The sequence below is a fragment of the Rhodoblastus sp. genome (genome assembly GCF_019449565.1).
Classification (GTDB): Bacteria; Pseudomonadota; Alphaproteobacteria; order Rhizobiales; family Beijerinckiaceae; genus Rhodoblastus.
This window is the reverse complement of sequence record NZ_JAGRPM010000011.1, coordinates 72,428-87,181: the sequence shown is the minus strand read 5'-3', so window position 1 is coordinate 87,181 and position 14,754 is coordinate 72,428. Positions and strand designations below refer to the sequence as shown.

The 14,754-nt window shown below is 63.9% G+C and carries 13 protein-coding genes; 5 read left to right on the top strand and 8 right to left on the bottom strand.

What is annotated here, in order from left to right:
- Nucleotides 1-112: 112 nt before the first annotated feature.
- The 4 genes from rplS to QZ409_RS02285 form a co-directional block, all read right to left on the bottom strand.
- A complete protein-coding gene (rplS, locus tag QZ409_RS02300; protein WP_296706693.1) occupies nucleotides 113-514 on the bottom strand; it encodes a 50S ribosomal protein L19 in 402 nt (133 codons plus the stop codon).
- A gap of 199 nt (nucleotides 515-713) precedes the next feature.
- Complete coding sequence (locus QZ409_RS02295; RefSeq protein ID WP_296706691.1) at nucleotides 714-2,279, bottom strand: heme biosynthesis HemY N-terminal domain-containing protein; 1,566 nt, start codon at nucleotides 2,277-2,279, stop codon at nucleotides 714-716.
- 66 nt (nucleotides 2,280-2,345) lie between these two features.
- A complete protein-coding gene (locus tag QZ409_RS02290; RefSeq protein ID WP_296706689.1) occupies nucleotides 2,346-3,641 on the bottom strand; it encodes a hypothetical protein in 1,296 nt (431 codons plus the stop codon).
- Nucleotides 3,642-3,719: 78 nt separating this feature from the next.
- Nucleotides 3,720-4,601 (bottom strand): CoA ester lyase, encoded by an 882-nt coding sequence (locus QZ409_RS02285; RefSeq protein ID WP_296706687.1) that lies wholly within the window; start codon nucleotides 4,599-4,601, stop codon nucleotides 3,720-3,722.
- Nucleotides 4,602-4,874: 273 nt separating this feature from the next.
- On the opposite strand from QZ409_RS02285, the gene QZ409_RS02280 reads away from it, so the two are divergent.
- Entirely contained in the window at nucleotides 4,875-6,203 is a 1,329-nt protein-coding gene (locus QZ409_RS02280; RefSeq protein WP_296706685.1) for a DUF2325 domain-containing protein, read from the top strand.
- A 92-nt stretch (nucleotides 6,204-6,295) separates the two neighbouring features.
- On the opposite strand, the gene QZ409_RS02275 is transcribed toward QZ409_RS02280, so the two are convergent.
- The gene (locus QZ409_RS02275; RefSeq protein WP_296706683.1) at nucleotides 6,296-6,523 is read right to left on the bottom strand and encodes a hypothetical protein; all 228 of its coding nucleotides are present in this window, start codon (nucleotides 6,521-6,523) and stop codon (nucleotides 6,296-6,298) included.
- A gap of 100 nt (nucleotides 6,524-6,623) precedes the next feature.
- On the opposite strand from QZ409_RS02275, the gene QZ409_RS02270 reads away from it, so the two are divergent.
- Complete coding sequence (locus tag QZ409_RS02270) at nucleotides 6,624-6,926, top strand: hypothetical protein (RefSeq protein WP_296706682.1); 303 nt, start codon at nucleotides 6,624-6,626, stop codon at nucleotides 6,924-6,926.
- A gap of 7 nt (nucleotides 6,927-6,933) precedes the next feature.
- Nucleotides 6,934-7,629 carry a carbonic anhydrase gene (locus QZ409_RS02265; RefSeq protein ID WP_296706680.1) on the top strand — a complete coding sequence of 232 codons (696 nt, stop codon included), beginning with the start codon at nucleotides 6,934-6,936 and terminating at the stop codon, nucleotides 7,627-7,629.
- 65 nt (nucleotides 7,630-7,694) lie between these two features.
- Here the strand turns inward: QZ409_RS02265 and QZ409_RS02260 are convergent, their stop codons facing one another.
- A complete protein-coding gene (locus QZ409_RS02260; RefSeq protein WP_296706678.1) occupies nucleotides 7,695-8,729 on the bottom strand; it encodes an aspartate-semialdehyde dehydrogenase in 1,035 nt (344 codons plus the stop codon).
- A gap of 78 nt (nucleotides 8,730-8,807) precedes the next feature.
- A complete protein-coding gene (locus QZ409_RS02255; protein WP_296706676.1) occupies nucleotides 8,808-9,587 on the bottom strand; it encodes an RNA pseudouridine synthase in 780 nt (259 codons plus the stop codon).
- Nucleotides 9,588-9,707: 120 nt separating this feature from the next.
- Between QZ409_RS02255 and ftsY the strand changes: the two genes are divergently transcribed.
- Nucleotides 9,708-10,961: a signal recognition particle-docking protein FtsY gene (gene ftsY / locus QZ409_RS02250; RefSeq protein WP_296706674.1), complete on the top strand. Its 1,254-nt coding sequence runs from the start codon at nucleotides 9,708-9,710 to the stop codon at nucleotides 10,959-10,961.
- A 17-nt stretch (nucleotides 10,962-10,978) separates the two neighbouring features.
- Entirely contained in the window at nucleotides 10,979-11,626 is a 648-nt protein-coding gene (locus QZ409_RS02245; protein ID WP_296706672.1) for a septation protein A, read from the top strand.
- 313 nt (nucleotides 11,627-11,939) lie between these two features.
- On the opposite strand, the gene acnA is transcribed toward QZ409_RS02245, so the two are convergent.
- Nucleotides 11,940-14,666 (bottom strand): aconitate hydratase AcnA, encoded by a 2,727-nt coding sequence (gene acnA, locus QZ409_RS02240; RefSeq protein WP_296706670.1) that lies wholly within the window; start codon nucleotides 14,664-14,666, stop codon nucleotides 11,940-11,942.
- Nucleotides 14,667-14,754 lie beyond the last annotated feature (88 nt).

The window sequence follows — 14,754 nt, the reverse complement described above, 5'->3', positions numbered from 1 at the left end:
CGTCACCGGCAAGGCCCGAAGCATGGCCTAAGCCGCGAAAATGCTTCAAATACGAAAAGGCCGGCGCAGCGGCCAGCCTTCACGAAAAGTCAGAGCTGACCCCGATCGGAGATCACTCGGCTTTGCCGGCCTTGGCCTTGGCCTTCGCCTTGAGGTCGGTGCGCTCCGCAATGCGGGCCGACTTGCCGCGACGGTCGCGGAGATAATAGAGCTTGGCGCGGCGGACCTTGCCGCGACGCACGACCTTGATCGAATCGATCAGCGGGCCATAGAGGGGGAAGACGCGCTCGACGCCTTCGCCATAGGAAATCTTGCGGACGGTGAAGCTCTCGTTGAGGCCGCCGCCGTTTCGGGCGATCACGACGCCTTCATAAGCCTGAACGCGGCTGCGCTCGCCTTCCTTCACCTTGACGTTGACAATCACCGTGTCGCCGGGACCAAATTCGGGAATGGTCTTTTCGGCGGAAAGCTTGGCGAGCTGCTCGGCTTCGAGCTGTTCAATGATATTAGCCATTTGGACTCCGTTTCGCCTCGCGGCGAGCGTTTCGGAACGCTGTTTTCAATTGGCGCTGTCGCCGCCCTGGGGGAGATCGACCGCGCTGTTGGCCGCGCCAATCGGTCAAAATTGGCGCAGAGGCGGGCCTATACAGAATTTTCAGCGCCTTGTCGAGCGTTAGCACGTTTTTCGAGTCAAGCCTCTTGCCAAGATGCGTTCAAAAGAGCCGGGTTTCGGCCTCCTGCTTTTTGGGGCCGGGGTCGTCGGGCGGCGTCGGCAGCGGGAAGATCACCGGCTGCGCCGAGAAACTTTTGCGCGCGGGCGTCTTGGCGGGCTCCTCAGCTGGTTCTGGTGCGGCGTCCTCGATCGTTTTTTCGCTCGGTTGCTGCTCGACGACTGTCGCGGGCGGCGATTCAGCCGGGGGCAGGACCTGCGGCGCGGGGGCGGGTTCGACTTCGAGCGCGGGCGGCTCATAGGCGGGCGGGGGCTCTTCGACGGGGCCGGGCAGAGCCTCCTTGGGCTGCATCCAGCGATAAGCGTCGAGTTTGCCGGTGAGCGGGGAAACGGGCGCCCATTGTTTCGACCAATGGCCGTCGGCGACCCAGACCGCGTCGCGCGGCGCGCGCGAGCCGCGCGAAAGCCATTCCCGCACGAGGCCCTGCGCATTGTGTTCGCGCTCTTCCAATTCGGCCATGATCAGGCACATGCGGGCGGTCGGGCGCTCGCCGCTGGCGACCAGCGGCGCCATCGCCTCGCGCGCCCGGGCGAAATCGCGCGCGCCCAGGGCGGCCGACGCGATCATCATCGCGCTTTCCGGATCATTGGGCGCGAATTTGGCCAGGGCTCTGGCCCGGGCCAGCCGGTCGGTCGAGGAATCGCCCTGCCGCATATCGACATAGGCCCGGGCGAGATCGGGATGCGGGGCCTTGGCGTAAGCGGCCTCGATCAGTTTGGACGCCGCGCGGAAATCGCCGCGACGCGATAGCAGACGCGCCAGCAAGGCGGTTGCGGGGACGAGATCCGGCGCTTTTTTCACCGCGGCGCGCAGCAATTTGATGGCCCGATCCGGCTCCATCATCTCGCATTCCATCGCCTGGGCGGTGTCGAGAACGGCTTTCTGGCGATTGGCCGCATCGGGTTCGATGATTTTCGCCCGAAGGTTCTGGGAGACGCAAATCCGCGCCGCCTCCCAGTCGTTCTGGGCCGTGTAACGGTCGAGCAAGGCCTGGCCCGACCAGCCCAGCGGCGCGATATTCTGCGCCTCAAGCGCGAGCTGATGCGCGCGGTCGTGATCTCCCTGCCGCAGCGATTCGGCATGGAGGCCGCGCAGGCCGAGCAATTTGGTTTCGGGCCGCTCGGTCATGGCCTGAAAGGCGCGCTCTGCCCCCGCGCGGTCGCCGCCGAGCTGCGCCGCCTGCGCTTCCAGCAGCAGGGTCAGCGGCTCATGCGGTAGGAGCCTTTTCGCATCCAGGCTCGCCTTGCGGGCCTTGCGGGCGTCGCCGACGCCCGCGGCGACAATGCCGCGCGCCAGGGCTTCGTGGCCCCGGGCGCGCTTGCGGGCGCGTGCGGTGAGGGAGACAAGGCTCGGCAGATTAAGGACAAAGCGGATCAGACTCCAGAGCAGGATCGCGCCAAGCGAGACGACGCCAAGCCCGACGAGAGGCGAGGTGTCGACATGATAGCCGAACCAGGTCAGCGACAGCGACCCGGGCTGCTCGATGAGAATGCCCAGCCCCAGCGCGACGACGCCGATCACGAACAGAAAAACCAGAATGCGGAACATCGGCTTTACTCGAATGGGGGAATGGCGGCGGCGCGGCGGACTTGCCGCCTCGCCGGACAGGAAGCTTCAGCTTTTGGTCTTGGTCAAATTCTGCAAGGCGTCGGTGAGTTCCGCCCGTGCGGCCGTCTCCGCGTCGAGCCTGGTCTGGACGAGCTTCGCCCAATCGGCTGAGACGGCGAGCGCGGGAGCCGGCAATTGCTGGCGGTCGGCGAGCGCCGCGGCCAGATCGCCGACGCGCAATTCCTTCTCGATCTTTTCGATTTGAAGGGCGGTCGCGTCCTTGTCGGGCGCCCCGGCGGGGCGGATCCGTATGAGCTTGCGGGCCTGAGTCTGGACATAGGCCAGGATGGACTCGCGCGCGCCTTGCGGCGGGGCGGAGTCCTCCGCTGGCTTGGGCGGCGCGGCGGCGGCGGCGATTTTGGGCGCAAGGGCCGTAAAATCCGTCGCTAAACGGTTGACAGTCGGGGCCGAAAGGCCCGCGCGTAGACGCGCCAGCCGAGTGGAATCGCCGCCGAAATTCTGCAAGGCCGCGAGCTGCGCCGAGTAATCGTCGCCTTGGCGAAGGGCTGTCAACAGGCTTTGCGCCACGACCAGCCGCGCCGCCGCGTCGCCAGCGTTGCCGGGGCCTGCCTCGCGTGTCGCGAGCGAGGCGCGCGCGCTGTCTTTCGGCGCGGCCAATTGGCCTTCGACCGTCTGGAGCCGCTGCGTGAGGCGTTCGACCGCCGCCTGCGCCGCCGCAAGCTTGGCGGCCATTTCGGTGATTGTCTTGGCGTCCTGAGTGGCGACCGGCGCGGGTTCGGCCGGTTTGCTTTCGACCGGATTGGCTTGCGCCTGTTTCGGGGCGTCTGCGATCGGCGCGGGGGAAGCCTCCGGCATCTTCGTCGCCGCTTCGCGCGGCGGCTCGGGCGCCGCGACGGGCGGCGTCGGCTCCACTGGCGCGGGAGCCGGCGTCAGCGCGATCCGCGCGGGCGTCGCCGGGGGCGTCGCGACATAGGCGTCCCAAAGATAATACGCGCCGCCGCCCAGCGCGACAGCGCCAATCAGAATCGCGACCGGGCGCAGCGCGCCGCCCCTGCTTGGCGAGTCGTCGGTCGCCGGTTGGCTGGCTTCTTTTTTTGGTTCGGCCGGGGAATCGGCATTGCGATCATGGTCGGAAGCGGCTCCGCCCTCGGGGGAGGCAGCCGAATCCCTGGATTCGGCCGAGGCGGTCTCATGCGCGGGCGTGACGTCGAAAGCTGCGCCTTCGATCACTGGATGGGCGCGGTTTTCCTCGGAAGCGGAGCCTGACAGGGCGTCAGGACTGGTCCGGGGTGTGGATTCGGCATCGCCTGCTTCGGTCTTGCCGCCGTTTTGGTCGCTCATCCCACGCCCCTCTGTTTTTCGCGCCATTATATCCGGCGCGCGCGCCGAGGAAACCCGCAATTGGCCGGGGGCGCCCGGTCAGACGCTGGCGGCGATCGCGTCGGCGATGGCGACCGTGCGGCGCGCCATGTCGGCGTGGAGCCGCTCGACCATCTTGCCGTCGATTTGCAGCGCGCCCTTGGAGGCGTTCTCGGGCAGGTCGAACACGCCGATGATCTTGCGGGCGAAGGCGACTTCGGCCTCCGACGGCGCGAAGACCTCATTGCAGATCGCCACCTGATTGGGGTGGATGAGGGTCTTGCCGTCCATTCCGAAGTCGCGGCCCTGTTCGCATTCCGCGCGGAAGCCGGCCTCGTTGGAGAAGTCATTATAGACGCCATCGACGATCTCGACGTCATGCGCCCGGGCGGCGGCGACGCAGATCGACAGATAGGCCAGCATGGACGGGCGTCCGGGGGTTAGCCGTGCGCGGGTCTCCTTGGCGATGTCATTGGTGCCCATGACCAGAACCGCGAGTCGCGAATGCGGATCGAGCGCGGTGCGCACGATCGAATCGGCGTTGAGGATGGCGGTCGGCGTCTCCATCATCGCCCAGATCCGGGTATGGTCCGGGGCGCCGGCGTCGCGCAGGGCCTTGGCGGTGACCATGATGTCTCCCGGCGAGGAAACCTTCGGGATGAGAATGGCGTCGGGTCCAGCCTTGGCGGCGGCGATGAGGTCGTCCTCGCCCCAGGGCGTCATGGCGCCATTGACGCGGATGACAACTTCGCGGCGCCCGAACCCCCCGGCCTTGACGGCGGCGGCGACCTGGTTGCGCGCGAGTTCCTTGGCGTCGGGCGCGACAGCGTCTTCGAGGTCGAGAATCAGGGCGTCGGCTGCGATCGTCTTGGCCTTTTCCAGCGCGCGAGCGTTTGAGCCGGGCATGTAAAGGACGCTGCGGCGGGGACGAAGGCTGGTCATGGCTGCTCCATTTCGGCAAGTTTTCGCGCGGCACCATAATGATTTGGGGGCCTTCACGCCATTGTCATTTTGCAGCTTCCTCGTCCACAGGGTTAACCGCGCAGGCGGCCGCGACGCAGACCGGCGGCGCCGAGAAATTTAGAATGATTCTACAAAAAGCCGATTCTGTTGCGCCGGTACGCTGGCGCAAGCGATAAATCCCACGCTCGGCGCGTCCGCTCTTGGCTCGGCGATATCGGCTCCACCTTCGTTGTGACGCCCGGGGGGATTTTGATGGCGATGAAAAGGGATTTCGGCATTCCCGTCGGCCTGCAGATGGCGGCGGCCAGCGTGCTTAATCCGTCGCTGACGACCTTGCTGCGGCCTCCGCCGAGCGATCCCGTCGTCGCTCGCCGCCCCCACGATCCACGGCGTCTGAATATCTGGGAGGTCCGTGGCGCATCGCTTTGCTCCATCATCGGCACTTGCCTGACGCTGTCCGAACTGCGGCGGATCGCCAAGAAATGCCGATTTTGCGACGACCCCTACCAGCTGACGGATTACGACATCCACGGCATGATCACATCGCAGATGAATACCGACAATGCGGCGTCGCGCGCCGTCACCAAACATCTCAATGCCAAATTCGAGGGCGCTCTGCGAAAAAGCCGCGGACTGGAGGACGAGGCCGCCTTCCTTCAGTATTGGGAGGGCGCGGTTGAAGCCGGCCTTGCGCCGGGAGCCTATTGGGCGCTTGTCGGCCATCCCGGCCTGCCGATGAGCGTCGAAGCGCGCGTCTATGGCGATATCCACATGATGTCGCATATGTGCGGCGCGTCCAATCGCGGCGACGCCAGGACGATCGCCGAGGCGCAGCGGGAAAAAGGCGAGATCGCGCGCCGCCTTGGCGAGCGGATTGCCGAGCGCGACCAGCGCTTGAGCGCGTTGGAGGCGGAGCGCGCGGCGTTAAGGGCGAAGTTGCGCGCGCTGGAAGAGCTGGCCGTGGAATGTCAGCAATTGCGCGAGACCCTGGCGCGGGACGGTCTGGCGAGCGAACTCGCGTTGCGAGTCGACGAGCTTTCCGTCGTACGAAGCGAAAACGCGGGGTTGCGGCGTCGGTTGGCAAGCGCCGAACTTCGTCTCGAACAGATGCGGGCGCGGCAAGAGGCGCAGAAAGAGGCGCAGAAAGAGGCGGGGCAAGCGGCGAGGGAGCGGCAACGAAAACAGGGGCTGCAAGAAATGCCGTCCGGGTATGCGGTTTGCCCGGAAAACCCAGCGGAGGATGGCGAGGCGCTCGCCGCCGACCTCTGCGGACGCTGCTTGCTTTATGTCGGCGGCAGGCCGCAGACCATCTGCCAGTTGCGCCATCTCGTCATGCGCCGCAACGGGCGCCTGCTGCATCATGACGGCGGCGTCGAACAGTCTCAGGCGCGCCTCGGCGAACTGGTCCGCCAGGCCGACGAGGTGTTTTTCCCCGTCGATTGCGTCAGCCACGGCGCCATGGACTTCGTCAAGAAGCTCTGCGAGAGCCAGGGCAAGCCCATGGTTCCGCTCCGCACGGCCAGCATAACGACCTTTATGCGCGCGATCGGGACGTTCGGCCCTGGCGAAGCGGCGCCTTGATCCGACGCGCCGTGGCGCTCCGTCGGGAGGCCGGCCTTCGCGGGTTCCGTTGCCAAGAGTTCCATTGTCCAGAGTTCCACCGCCACGCCGCTCTATGCGGATTCGCGGCCTTTTCGCGTCTGGAAAGCCAGGGCGACGAGGCTCTCGCAGCGCGCACGAAGACTGGCTGCTGAATAGCAGCCGGCGTAAAGATCGGACAGGCTCGCGACGGCGAATTCCGTGAGCATGGCCTGATTCCATTGCCCGGAAAACAGGACCGGCTCGATCGTTTCTAAAATGATCGCGTCGATTTTCCGCCTTTCGCTTTCCATGTCGCACATTTTTGGCCTCCTCTGCTTGGGATGCGTCCGACACGGTCGTGGGCGGCGTTGCGACGAGCAGCGGCCGGGCAGGCTGACGATTAATGGCGTCGAGCCTGGATTGGCGGTCGGCAAGCGCACGGGAAAAAAGAACGTCGTCGCACGTCAAGGGCGAAGCGAGGCCGGCCCCATTAAATCGGCAAGTCTCAATGGCGCCATTGGCGAGCGTTGGATGTCAATTTCACAAAGCCTAACAAGGAGATCGCGCGCCCTCCAGGAAATTGGCATAATTTTGAACCATTCTAAAAAAATGGATAAGTGGCGCTCGCCGCGCTTTCTTTTTCGGCGTGTGGGAAAAGCAAGGATTGCTCTCCGTGTCGTGATGCGGCAAAACTCGACCGTTTGCGCTGCGGCGCCGAAATGAGGATCGAATGGGCGAAGCGAATTTTCCGAAGCGGCTGTCTGAAGGCTATGAGAATTTTCTGAACGGGCGCTTTCCGCGCGAGCGCGAGCGTTTCGTGGATCTGGCCGAGCGCGGGCAGAGCCCAGAAATCCTGTTGATCGGCTGCTGCGATTCCCGCGTTTCGCCCGAACTGATCTTCGACGCCGGGCCGGGCGAAATGTTCGTGCTCCGCAATGTCGCCAATCTTGTGCCGCCCTATCAGCCGAATGACGATTATCACGGCACGTCGGCCGCGATCGAATTCGCCGTCATGGGTCTCAAGGTCAAGCACATTGTCGTAATGGGCCATGCCCAATGCGGCGGCGTGAAGGCTTTCGCCGAATTACAGAGTGATCCCTACATGCGCCCGCTCGCGCCGGGTGATTTCATCGGCGGCTGGATCAAGCTGCTCGCCCCCGCTGCGGAAAAACTCGGGAAGCCGAGCGAGCCGCTGCAACAATGGTCGGAGCGCTTGGCCTGGGAATCGATCAAGCAGAGCATCGCCAACCTGCGCAGCTTTCCCTATATCGCCACTTTGGAGCAGCGCGGCTGGCTGACCTTGCACGGCGCCTATTTCGGCGTGAGCGGGGGAGAGCTGATGGCGCTGGACGAAAGCGCCGGCACGTTTCATCAGGTCGCTGCCGACGCGCATCACGAAGCGCTTGGCAAGACGCCGCGATTTTAGGCGCGCTGGCGACAAAAGCAAAACGCCGGGTTTGCCCCGGCGTTTCATGTTTCTAGCGGTCTTGCTCAGGCGGCTTTCTGTTTGGGCCGCAGCAGCTTGCGATTGATCAGCGCTTCCGCGATCTGGATCGCGTTCAGCGCAGCGCCCTTGCGCAGATTGTCCGACACGCACCAAAAGGCGAGGCCGTTCTCGACGGTGGCGTCCTCGCGAATGCGCGAAATATAGGTGGCGTCTTCGCCCGCCGCTTCATGCGGGGTGATGTAGCCGCCGGGTTCGCGCTTGTCGATCACCAGAATGCCCGGCGCCTCGCGCAGGATCTTCCGCGCGGCGTCAGCCGTGATCGGCTTCTCGCATTCGATATTGATGCTTTCGGAATGCGAGATGAAGACCGGCACGCGCACGCAGGTTGCGGTCAGCTTGATCTTGGGGTCGAGAATCTTCTTGGTCTCGGCCATCATCTTCCACTCTTCCTTGGTGAAGCCGTCTTCCATGAAGACGTCGATCTGCGGAATGAGATTGAAGGCGATGCGCTTGGGGAATTTCTTGTTCTCGACCTGATCGGAGACGAAGACGGCGCGCGTCTGGGCGAAAAGCTCGTCCATCGCGTCCTTGCCGGCGCCGGAAACGGATTGATAGGTCGAAACCACCACCCGCTTGATGCCGAAATGATCGTGCAGGGGCTTCAGCGCCACCACAAGCTGCGCGGTCGAGCAGTTCGGGTTGGCGATGATGTTCTTGCGGCCGAAATCCTTCAGGGCGTCGGCATTGACTTCCGGCACCACCAGCGGCACGTCGGAATCATAGCGCCAAGCCGAGGAATTATCGATCACGACGCAATTCTGCGCGCCGATGCGCGGCGACCATTCCTTGGAAATGGCGCCGCCGGCCGACATCAAGGCGATATCGCAATCGGAGAAATCAAACGTGTCGAGATGTTTGCACTTGAGTATCTTGTCGCCATAGGAAACTTCAGTGCCGATCGACCGCGACGATGCAAGCGCCACGACCTCGTCCGCCGGGAACTGGCGTTCGGCCAAAATATCCAGCATTTCGCGGCCCACATTGCCAGTGGCGCCGACGACAGCGACCTTGTAACCCATGCTGCTCTCCACGCGTTAAGCGCGCTTCCCTACAGCAAGCAGGCGCTCAGGGCAATGCGCCATCGGGCGCCGTGGCGCTCAAATCTCTCCGACTTTGGCCTCAAGCCGGGCTGTTTCGCGCTCTTCGTCGCGCATCCGGCGTTCGGCGAGAACGGCGTCGTCGAGAGCTTGCGTCCAGCCGCAGGCGGCGAGGCGCTCCTTCATATGGTCCGGCGCGCAGGCCTCGACCTCGATGGCGGGCTTGTTGTTGGATATCGGGATTCGGATGGCGCGCGCATGGAGATGCAGAATGGCGTCGGGCGCGCCGCCCGCGCCATAGATCGGATCGCCGAAAATCGGGAAGTCCCGCGCCGCGCAATGGACGCGCAATTGATGGGTGCGCCCGGTCAGCGGCGACAGCGCCAGCCAGGTGAGCGGCGCGCCAGAGGCGTCGCGCCCCCGGCCAAGTACGCGCCAGCGCGTCTGAGAGGGCAGGCCGTCGGGATCGACTTTCATCCACCAGCCGCGCGTCGCGTCGAGGCGGCCGAGCGGCAGGTCGATCAGGCCTTCGTCCTTCTCCGGCCCGCCGCACACCACGGCCCAATAGGTCTTGCCGATCTTGCCCTGCTTGAACAGAAGCATCAGCTTTTCCAGCGCCTTGCGATGGCGCCCCAGTACCAGGCAGCCGGAAGTGTCCTTGTCGAGCCGATGCGCCAGCGACGGGCTGCGCGGCAGGCCGAACCTCAGATGGGTGAAGGAGTCCTCGAAATTCTCGCCGCCCTTGGGACCGCGATGGACCGGAATGCCCGCGGGCTTGTCCAGCACCAGCAGAAGGCCGTCGCGATAGAGCAGCCGCTCACAAATCTCTTCCGGCGTCATGCGGGAAAGGCTATCGAGAGGGCGACAAGGTTTTTGGTGGCGGGCGTCATGCGCGCTTATTGCAAAAACCCGTGAGTTTGAGAAGGGCGACCTGCCCGGACGAAAGCGAGCTTGGAGCGCATGAGCGCAGATTCGAAAGACAAGGCCGGCTTCATCGGACGCCTGTTCAAGATGCGGCACGCCGACGAATCCTTCTGGGAGGAAAAGCCGGAGGTTGTCGAGGAAGCCAAGGCCCCGGCCCCGGCGCCTCAAGAGAATATCGCTCCGGAGCCCGCGCCCGAACCCGCGCCAGAGCCGCCCGCCCCGGCCGTCGAAATCGCCCCTGCGCCGATTGGGCCAGAAACCAGTTGGGAGCCGCCGGCCCCGGCCATTGAGATCGTTCCCGAGCCGGTTGCACCCCCGCCTCCGCCTCCCGAGCCCGTTCTAGCGCCTGTCGTCGCGGAAGCTGCGCCGAAGGAGAGCTGGTGGACGCGGTTGCGTCAGGGTCTGGCGCGGTCGTCCTCGTCCATCGCCCAGGGCGTCGCGGATATTTTCACCAAGAAAAAGCTCTCCGCCGACATGCTGGAGGATCTGGAGGACGTGCTGGTCCGCTCCGATCTCGGCGTCGCCGCCGCGACACGCATCGCGGCGCTGGTCGGCAAGGGCCGCTATGACAAGCAGATCGCGCCGGAAGAAGTTCGCACCATTCTCGCGGACGAGGTCGAGCGTGTGCTCGCCCCCGTGGCCAGGCCGCTGGAAATCGACTCGAGCAAAAAGCCCTTCGTCATTCTCGTCGTCGGCGTCAACGGCTCAGGCAAGACCACGACCATCGGCAAGCTCTGCGCGAAATTTTCCGCCGAAGGCAAGACGCTGATGCTCGCCGCCGGCGACACTTTTCGCGCGGCGGCGATTGAACAGCTGCGCATCTGGGGCGGGCGGATGAATGTGCCGGTCATCGCGCGCGAAACGGGCGCCGATGCGGCGGGCCTCGCCTTCGACGCCATCGAGGCCGCGAAGGCGCAGAATGTCGACGTCCTCCTGATGGACACGGCGGGCCGCCTGCAGAACCGCACCGAACTGATGGCTGAACTGGAAAAAATCATCCGTGTGATGAAGAAGGTCGACGCCGAGGCGCCGCATGCGGTGCTGCTGGTGCTCGACGCCACCGTCGGCCAAAACGCCCTGAGCCAGGTCGAGATTTTCGGCAAGGTCGCGGGCGTCACCGGCCTCGTCATGACCAAGCTCGACGGCACCGCGCGCGGCGGCATCCTTGTCGCTATCGCCGACAAATTTCAGTTGCCGGTCCATTTCATCGGCGTCGGTGAACAGGCTGACGATCTCGAACCCTTCACCGCCCGCGAATTCGCCCGCGCCATCGCCGGCTTCGAAGACTAATACTCCCGAGGTTCTCAATGTCCGCCGAAGTCGCGCGCAAAAAAGTCAATCCGCTGCTGAAACTGGTGCTGGAAATGGGGCCTCTGGTCCTGTTCTTCCTCGCCAGCTCGCGGCCGGCCCTGTTTCATGGGCTGGTCGGGCCATTTCTGCCCGAGGGGCTGCCGCCCGAGAAAATCGCCATCCTGACCTCGACCGCCGTGCTGATGGTCGCTGTCGTCGTGGCGCTGATTGCTTCATGGGTGTTGACCAAACATCTGCCGATCATGCCGGTCGTCACGGCCGTCGCGGTGCTGTTCTTCGGCTCGCTGACCCTCGTGTTTCAGGACCGGACCTTTATCCAGCTCAAGCCGACCATCGTGAATTGCCTGTTCGGCGCCGCGCTGCTGGGCGGTCTGGCCGTCGGCAAGCTGTTGCTGCCGGTCGCGCTCGACAGCGTGATGCATCTCGACGAGGAAGGCTGGCGCAAGCTGACCCTGCGCTGGGGCCTGTTCTTCTTCGTGTTGGCTGGGCTGAATGAAATCGTGCGGCTGACGCAAAGCTGGGATTTCTGGGCTGGTTTCAAGAGCTTTGGCATCATGCCGCTGACGGTGATCTTCGCCCTGGCCCAGACGCCGCTCATTCTGAAGCATGAGATAAAGCCCGAGGCGGACACGGAGCATTTTTGATCCCCGCTGAATGACGCGGCTTGATCCCTTCTCCCCATAGCCAGTCTTCAGACGGGCGTTCTTCCGAACGCCCTATGGCGGGGAGAAGGTGGCGCGAAGCGCCGGATGAGGGGGGCGTCGCCGCGCAACCCGGTCTTTCAGGATTGTCACGGGCGCGCCCCCTCATCCGTCTCGGCCTTCGGCCGATCCACCTTCTCCCGCAAGGGGAGAAGGGGCGCGGCGCCGCTCGCAATGACGCCAAGGGCAAAAACCGGGCAAAGAAAAAGCCGCCGGACCAAAATCCGGCGGCATTTTCATTTGAAGGGTAAAACCCTTACGCCACGGCGAGCTGGCGCAGCACATAGTGCAAGATGCCGCCGTTCTTGTAATATTCGACCTCGTCCGCTGTCTGAATGCGCGAGTTGAGCGGAACCTTCTTCACCGAGCCGTCGGCGAAAGTGATCTCGGCTTCCAGCTTCTGGCGCGGGGAGAGGTCGGTCAGGCCCTTGATGCTGACCAGCTCGTCGCCCTTGAGGCCAAGGGTCTTCCAGCTCGTTCCTTCCTCGAAGGTCAGGGGCAGGATGCCCATGCCGACCAGATTGGAACGGTGGATGCGCTCGAAGCTCTGGGCGATGACCGCGCGCACGCCAAGAAGGTTCGTTCCCTTTGCCGCCCAATCGCGTGAAGAACCGTTGCCATATTCGATGCCGGCGAAGACGACCAGCGGAACCTTGGCCTTCTCATATTTCATCGCGGCGTCATAGATCGACAGAACGTCGCCGCCGGGGAAATATTTGGTGTTGCCGCCTTCCGGCACATTGCCGCTCTCATCGGCCAGGATGAAGTTCTTGATGCGAATATTGGCGAAGGTGCCGCGCATCATCACTTCATGGTTGCCGCGCCGCGTGCCGTACTGGTTGAAGTCTTCCGGCTTCACCTTGTTGGCCTGCAAATATTTGCCGGCGGGCGATGCCGCCTTGATCGAGCCTGCCGGGGAGATGTGATCGGTGGTGATCTTGTCGCCGAACAGGGCGAGGACGCGGGCGCCCTCGATATCGGTCACGGGCTTGGGCTGCATGGTGATGCCCTTGAAATAGGGCGGGTTCTGGACATAGGTCGACTTGTTGTCCCAGGCGTAGGTCTGGCTCTCGGGCGCCTTGACCTTGCGCCAGTTGACGTCACCCTTGAACACGTCGGCATATTTCGCCTTGAACAGCGACTTGGTCACGTTCTTGCGGATGAATTCCTGGATCTCCTGCGAAGTCGGCCAGATGTCGCGCAGGAAGATCGCGGCGCCCTTCTTGTTGTGGCCGAGCGGCTCCTTGGTCAGATCCTTCTGCACCGAACCGGCCAGCGCATAAGCAACGACCAGCGGAGGCGAGGCGAGATAGTTCGCCTGCACGTCCGGCGAGACACGGCCTTCGAAATTGCGGTTGCCCGAGAGAACCGCCGCCGCGACAATGTGATTGGCGTTGATCGATTTGGAGATTTTCTCCGGCAGCGGACCCGAATTGCCGATGCAGGTGGTGCAGCCGAAGCCGACAATATTGAAGCCGAGCTTGTCGAGCGACTTCTGCAGGCCGGCTTTGGTGAGATATTCCGCCACGACCTGCGAACCGGGCGCGAGCGAGGTCTTGACCCAGGGTTGGACCGTCAGGCCGGCGGCGACGGCGTTGCGCGCCAGCAGGCCCGCGCCAATCAGCACGCTCGGGTTCGAGGTGTTGGTGCAGGAGGTGATCGCGGCGATCACGACGTCGCCCTGGCCGAGGTCGAAGCTTTCGCCCTCGACCTTATAGCGCTCGGCAAGCGCGGAGAGCTTCTTGTATTCCGTGTCCATCGCGGCGGTAAAGCCGGCAGCGACGGCGTCCAGCGCGATGCGGCCCTCAGGACGCTTCGGGCCGGCGAGCGACGGGACGACAGTGCCGAGATCGAGTTCGATCGTGTCGGTGAACACCGGCTCGCCGGCGGCGCGGGTGCGGAACAGGCCCTGGGCGCGGGCGTATTTCTCGACCAGCGCGACGCGGGCCGGCTTGCGGGCGGTCTTTTCGAGATAGTTGATGGTCTCGGCGTCGATCGGGAAGAAGCCGCAGGTCGCGCCATATTCCGGACCCATATTGGCGATGGTCGCGCGATCCGCGAGCGTCAGAGCATCGAGGCCGGGGCCGAAGAATTCCACGAACTTGCCGACCACGCCCTTCTTGCGCAGCATCTGCGTGATGGTCAGCACGACGTCAGTCGCGGTGATGCCTTCCTTGATCTTGCCGCTCAGCTTGAAGCCGATCACTTCCGGCAGCAACATGGATTGCGGCTGGCCGAGCATGGCGGCTTCCGCCTCGATGCCGCCGACGCCCCAGCCGAGAACGGCGAGGCCATTGACCATGGTGGTGTGGGAATCGGTGCCGACCACGGTGTCGGGATAGGCGACTTCGACATTGATCGCCTTGCCGCGGGCCGGCTGGAACTTCTCCTTGCGGGTCCAGACGGTCTGGGCGAGATATTCGAGGTTCACCTGATGGCAGATGCCGGTGCCGGGGGGCACGACGGAGAAATTATCGAGCGCGCCCTGGCCCCATTTCAGGAAGGTGTAGCGTTCGCCGTTGCGGGAATATTCGAGATCGACATTGGTCTTCAGCGCCTTCTTGGAGCCGAAGGCGTCGACGATGACCGAATGGTCGATGACCAGATCGACGGGGACGAGCGGATTGATCTTTTCCGGATCGCCGCCAAGCGACTGGATGCCGTCGCGCATGGCCGCGAGATCGACCACGGCGGGCACGCCGGTGAAGTCCTGCATCAGCACGCGGGCCGGACGGAAGGCAATTTCCTTCTCGACCGCTCCCTTGTTCTTGATCCACTCGGCGACGCCAAGGATGTCTTCCTTGGTGACGGTGCGGCCATCTTCGTTACGGAGAAGGTTTTCGAGCAGAACCTTCATCGAATAAGGCAGTTTCGAAACGCCTTCGAGGCCATTCTTCTCCGCAGCCTTCAGCGAGAAGTAGTGATAGGTCTTGGCGCCGACCTTGAGGGTCTTGCGGCTTTTGAAGCTGTCGAGAGAGGCCATCGCTGAGGATCCCGAAAAAGTTGGGGAGAAAGGCGAATGTTGAGCTTATAAACAAATCCCCCATGGCAGGCTACACAAACAAAAGTTT

Coding starts and splice junctions, on each gene's coding strand:
- rplS (WP_296706693.1), bottom strand. CDS start 514: ATGGCTAATATCATTGAACAGCTCGAAGCCGAGCAGCTCGCCAAGCTT.
- QZ409_RS02295 (WP_296706691.1), bottom strand. CDS start 2,279: ATGTTCCGCATTCTGGTTTTTCTGTTCGTGATCGGCGTCGTCGCGCTG.
- QZ409_RS02290 (WP_296706689.1), bottom strand. CDS start 3,641: ATGAGCGACCAAAACGGCGGCAAGACCGAAGCAGGCGATGCCGAATCC.
- QZ409_RS02285 (WP_296706687.1), bottom strand. CDS start 4,601: ATGACCAGCCTTCGTCCCCGCCGCAGCGTCCTTTACATGCCCGGCTCA.
- QZ409_RS02280 (WP_296706685.1), top strand. CDS start 4,875: ATGGCGATGAAAAGGGATTTCGGCATTCCCGTCGGCCTGCAGATGGCG.
- QZ409_RS02275 (WP_296706683.1), bottom strand. CDS start 6,523: ATGTGCGACATGGAAAGCGAAAGGCGGAAAATCGACGCGATCATTTTA.
- QZ409_RS02265 (WP_296706680.1), top strand. CDS start 6,934: ATGGGCGAAGCGAATTTTCCGAAGCGGCTGTCTGAAGGCTATGAGAAT.
- QZ409_RS02260 (WP_296706678.1), bottom strand. CDS start 8,729: ATGGGTTACAAGGTCGCTGTCGTCGGCGCCACTGGCAATGTGGGCCGC.
- QZ409_RS02255 (WP_296706676.1), bottom strand. CDS start 9,587: ATGACGCCGGAAGAGATTTGTGAGCGGCTGCTCTATCGCGACGGCCTT.
- ftsY (WP_296706674.1), top strand. CDS start 9,708: ATGAGCGCAGATTCGAAAGACAAGGCCGGCTTCATCGGACGCCTGTTC.
- QZ409_RS02245 (WP_296706672.1), top strand. CDS start 10,979: ATGTCCGCCGAAGTCGCGCGCAAAAAAGTCAATCCGCTGCTGAAACTG.
- acnA (WP_296706670.1), bottom strand. CDS start 14,666: ATGGCCTCTCTCGACAGCTTCAAAAGCCGCAAGACCCTCAAGGTCGGC.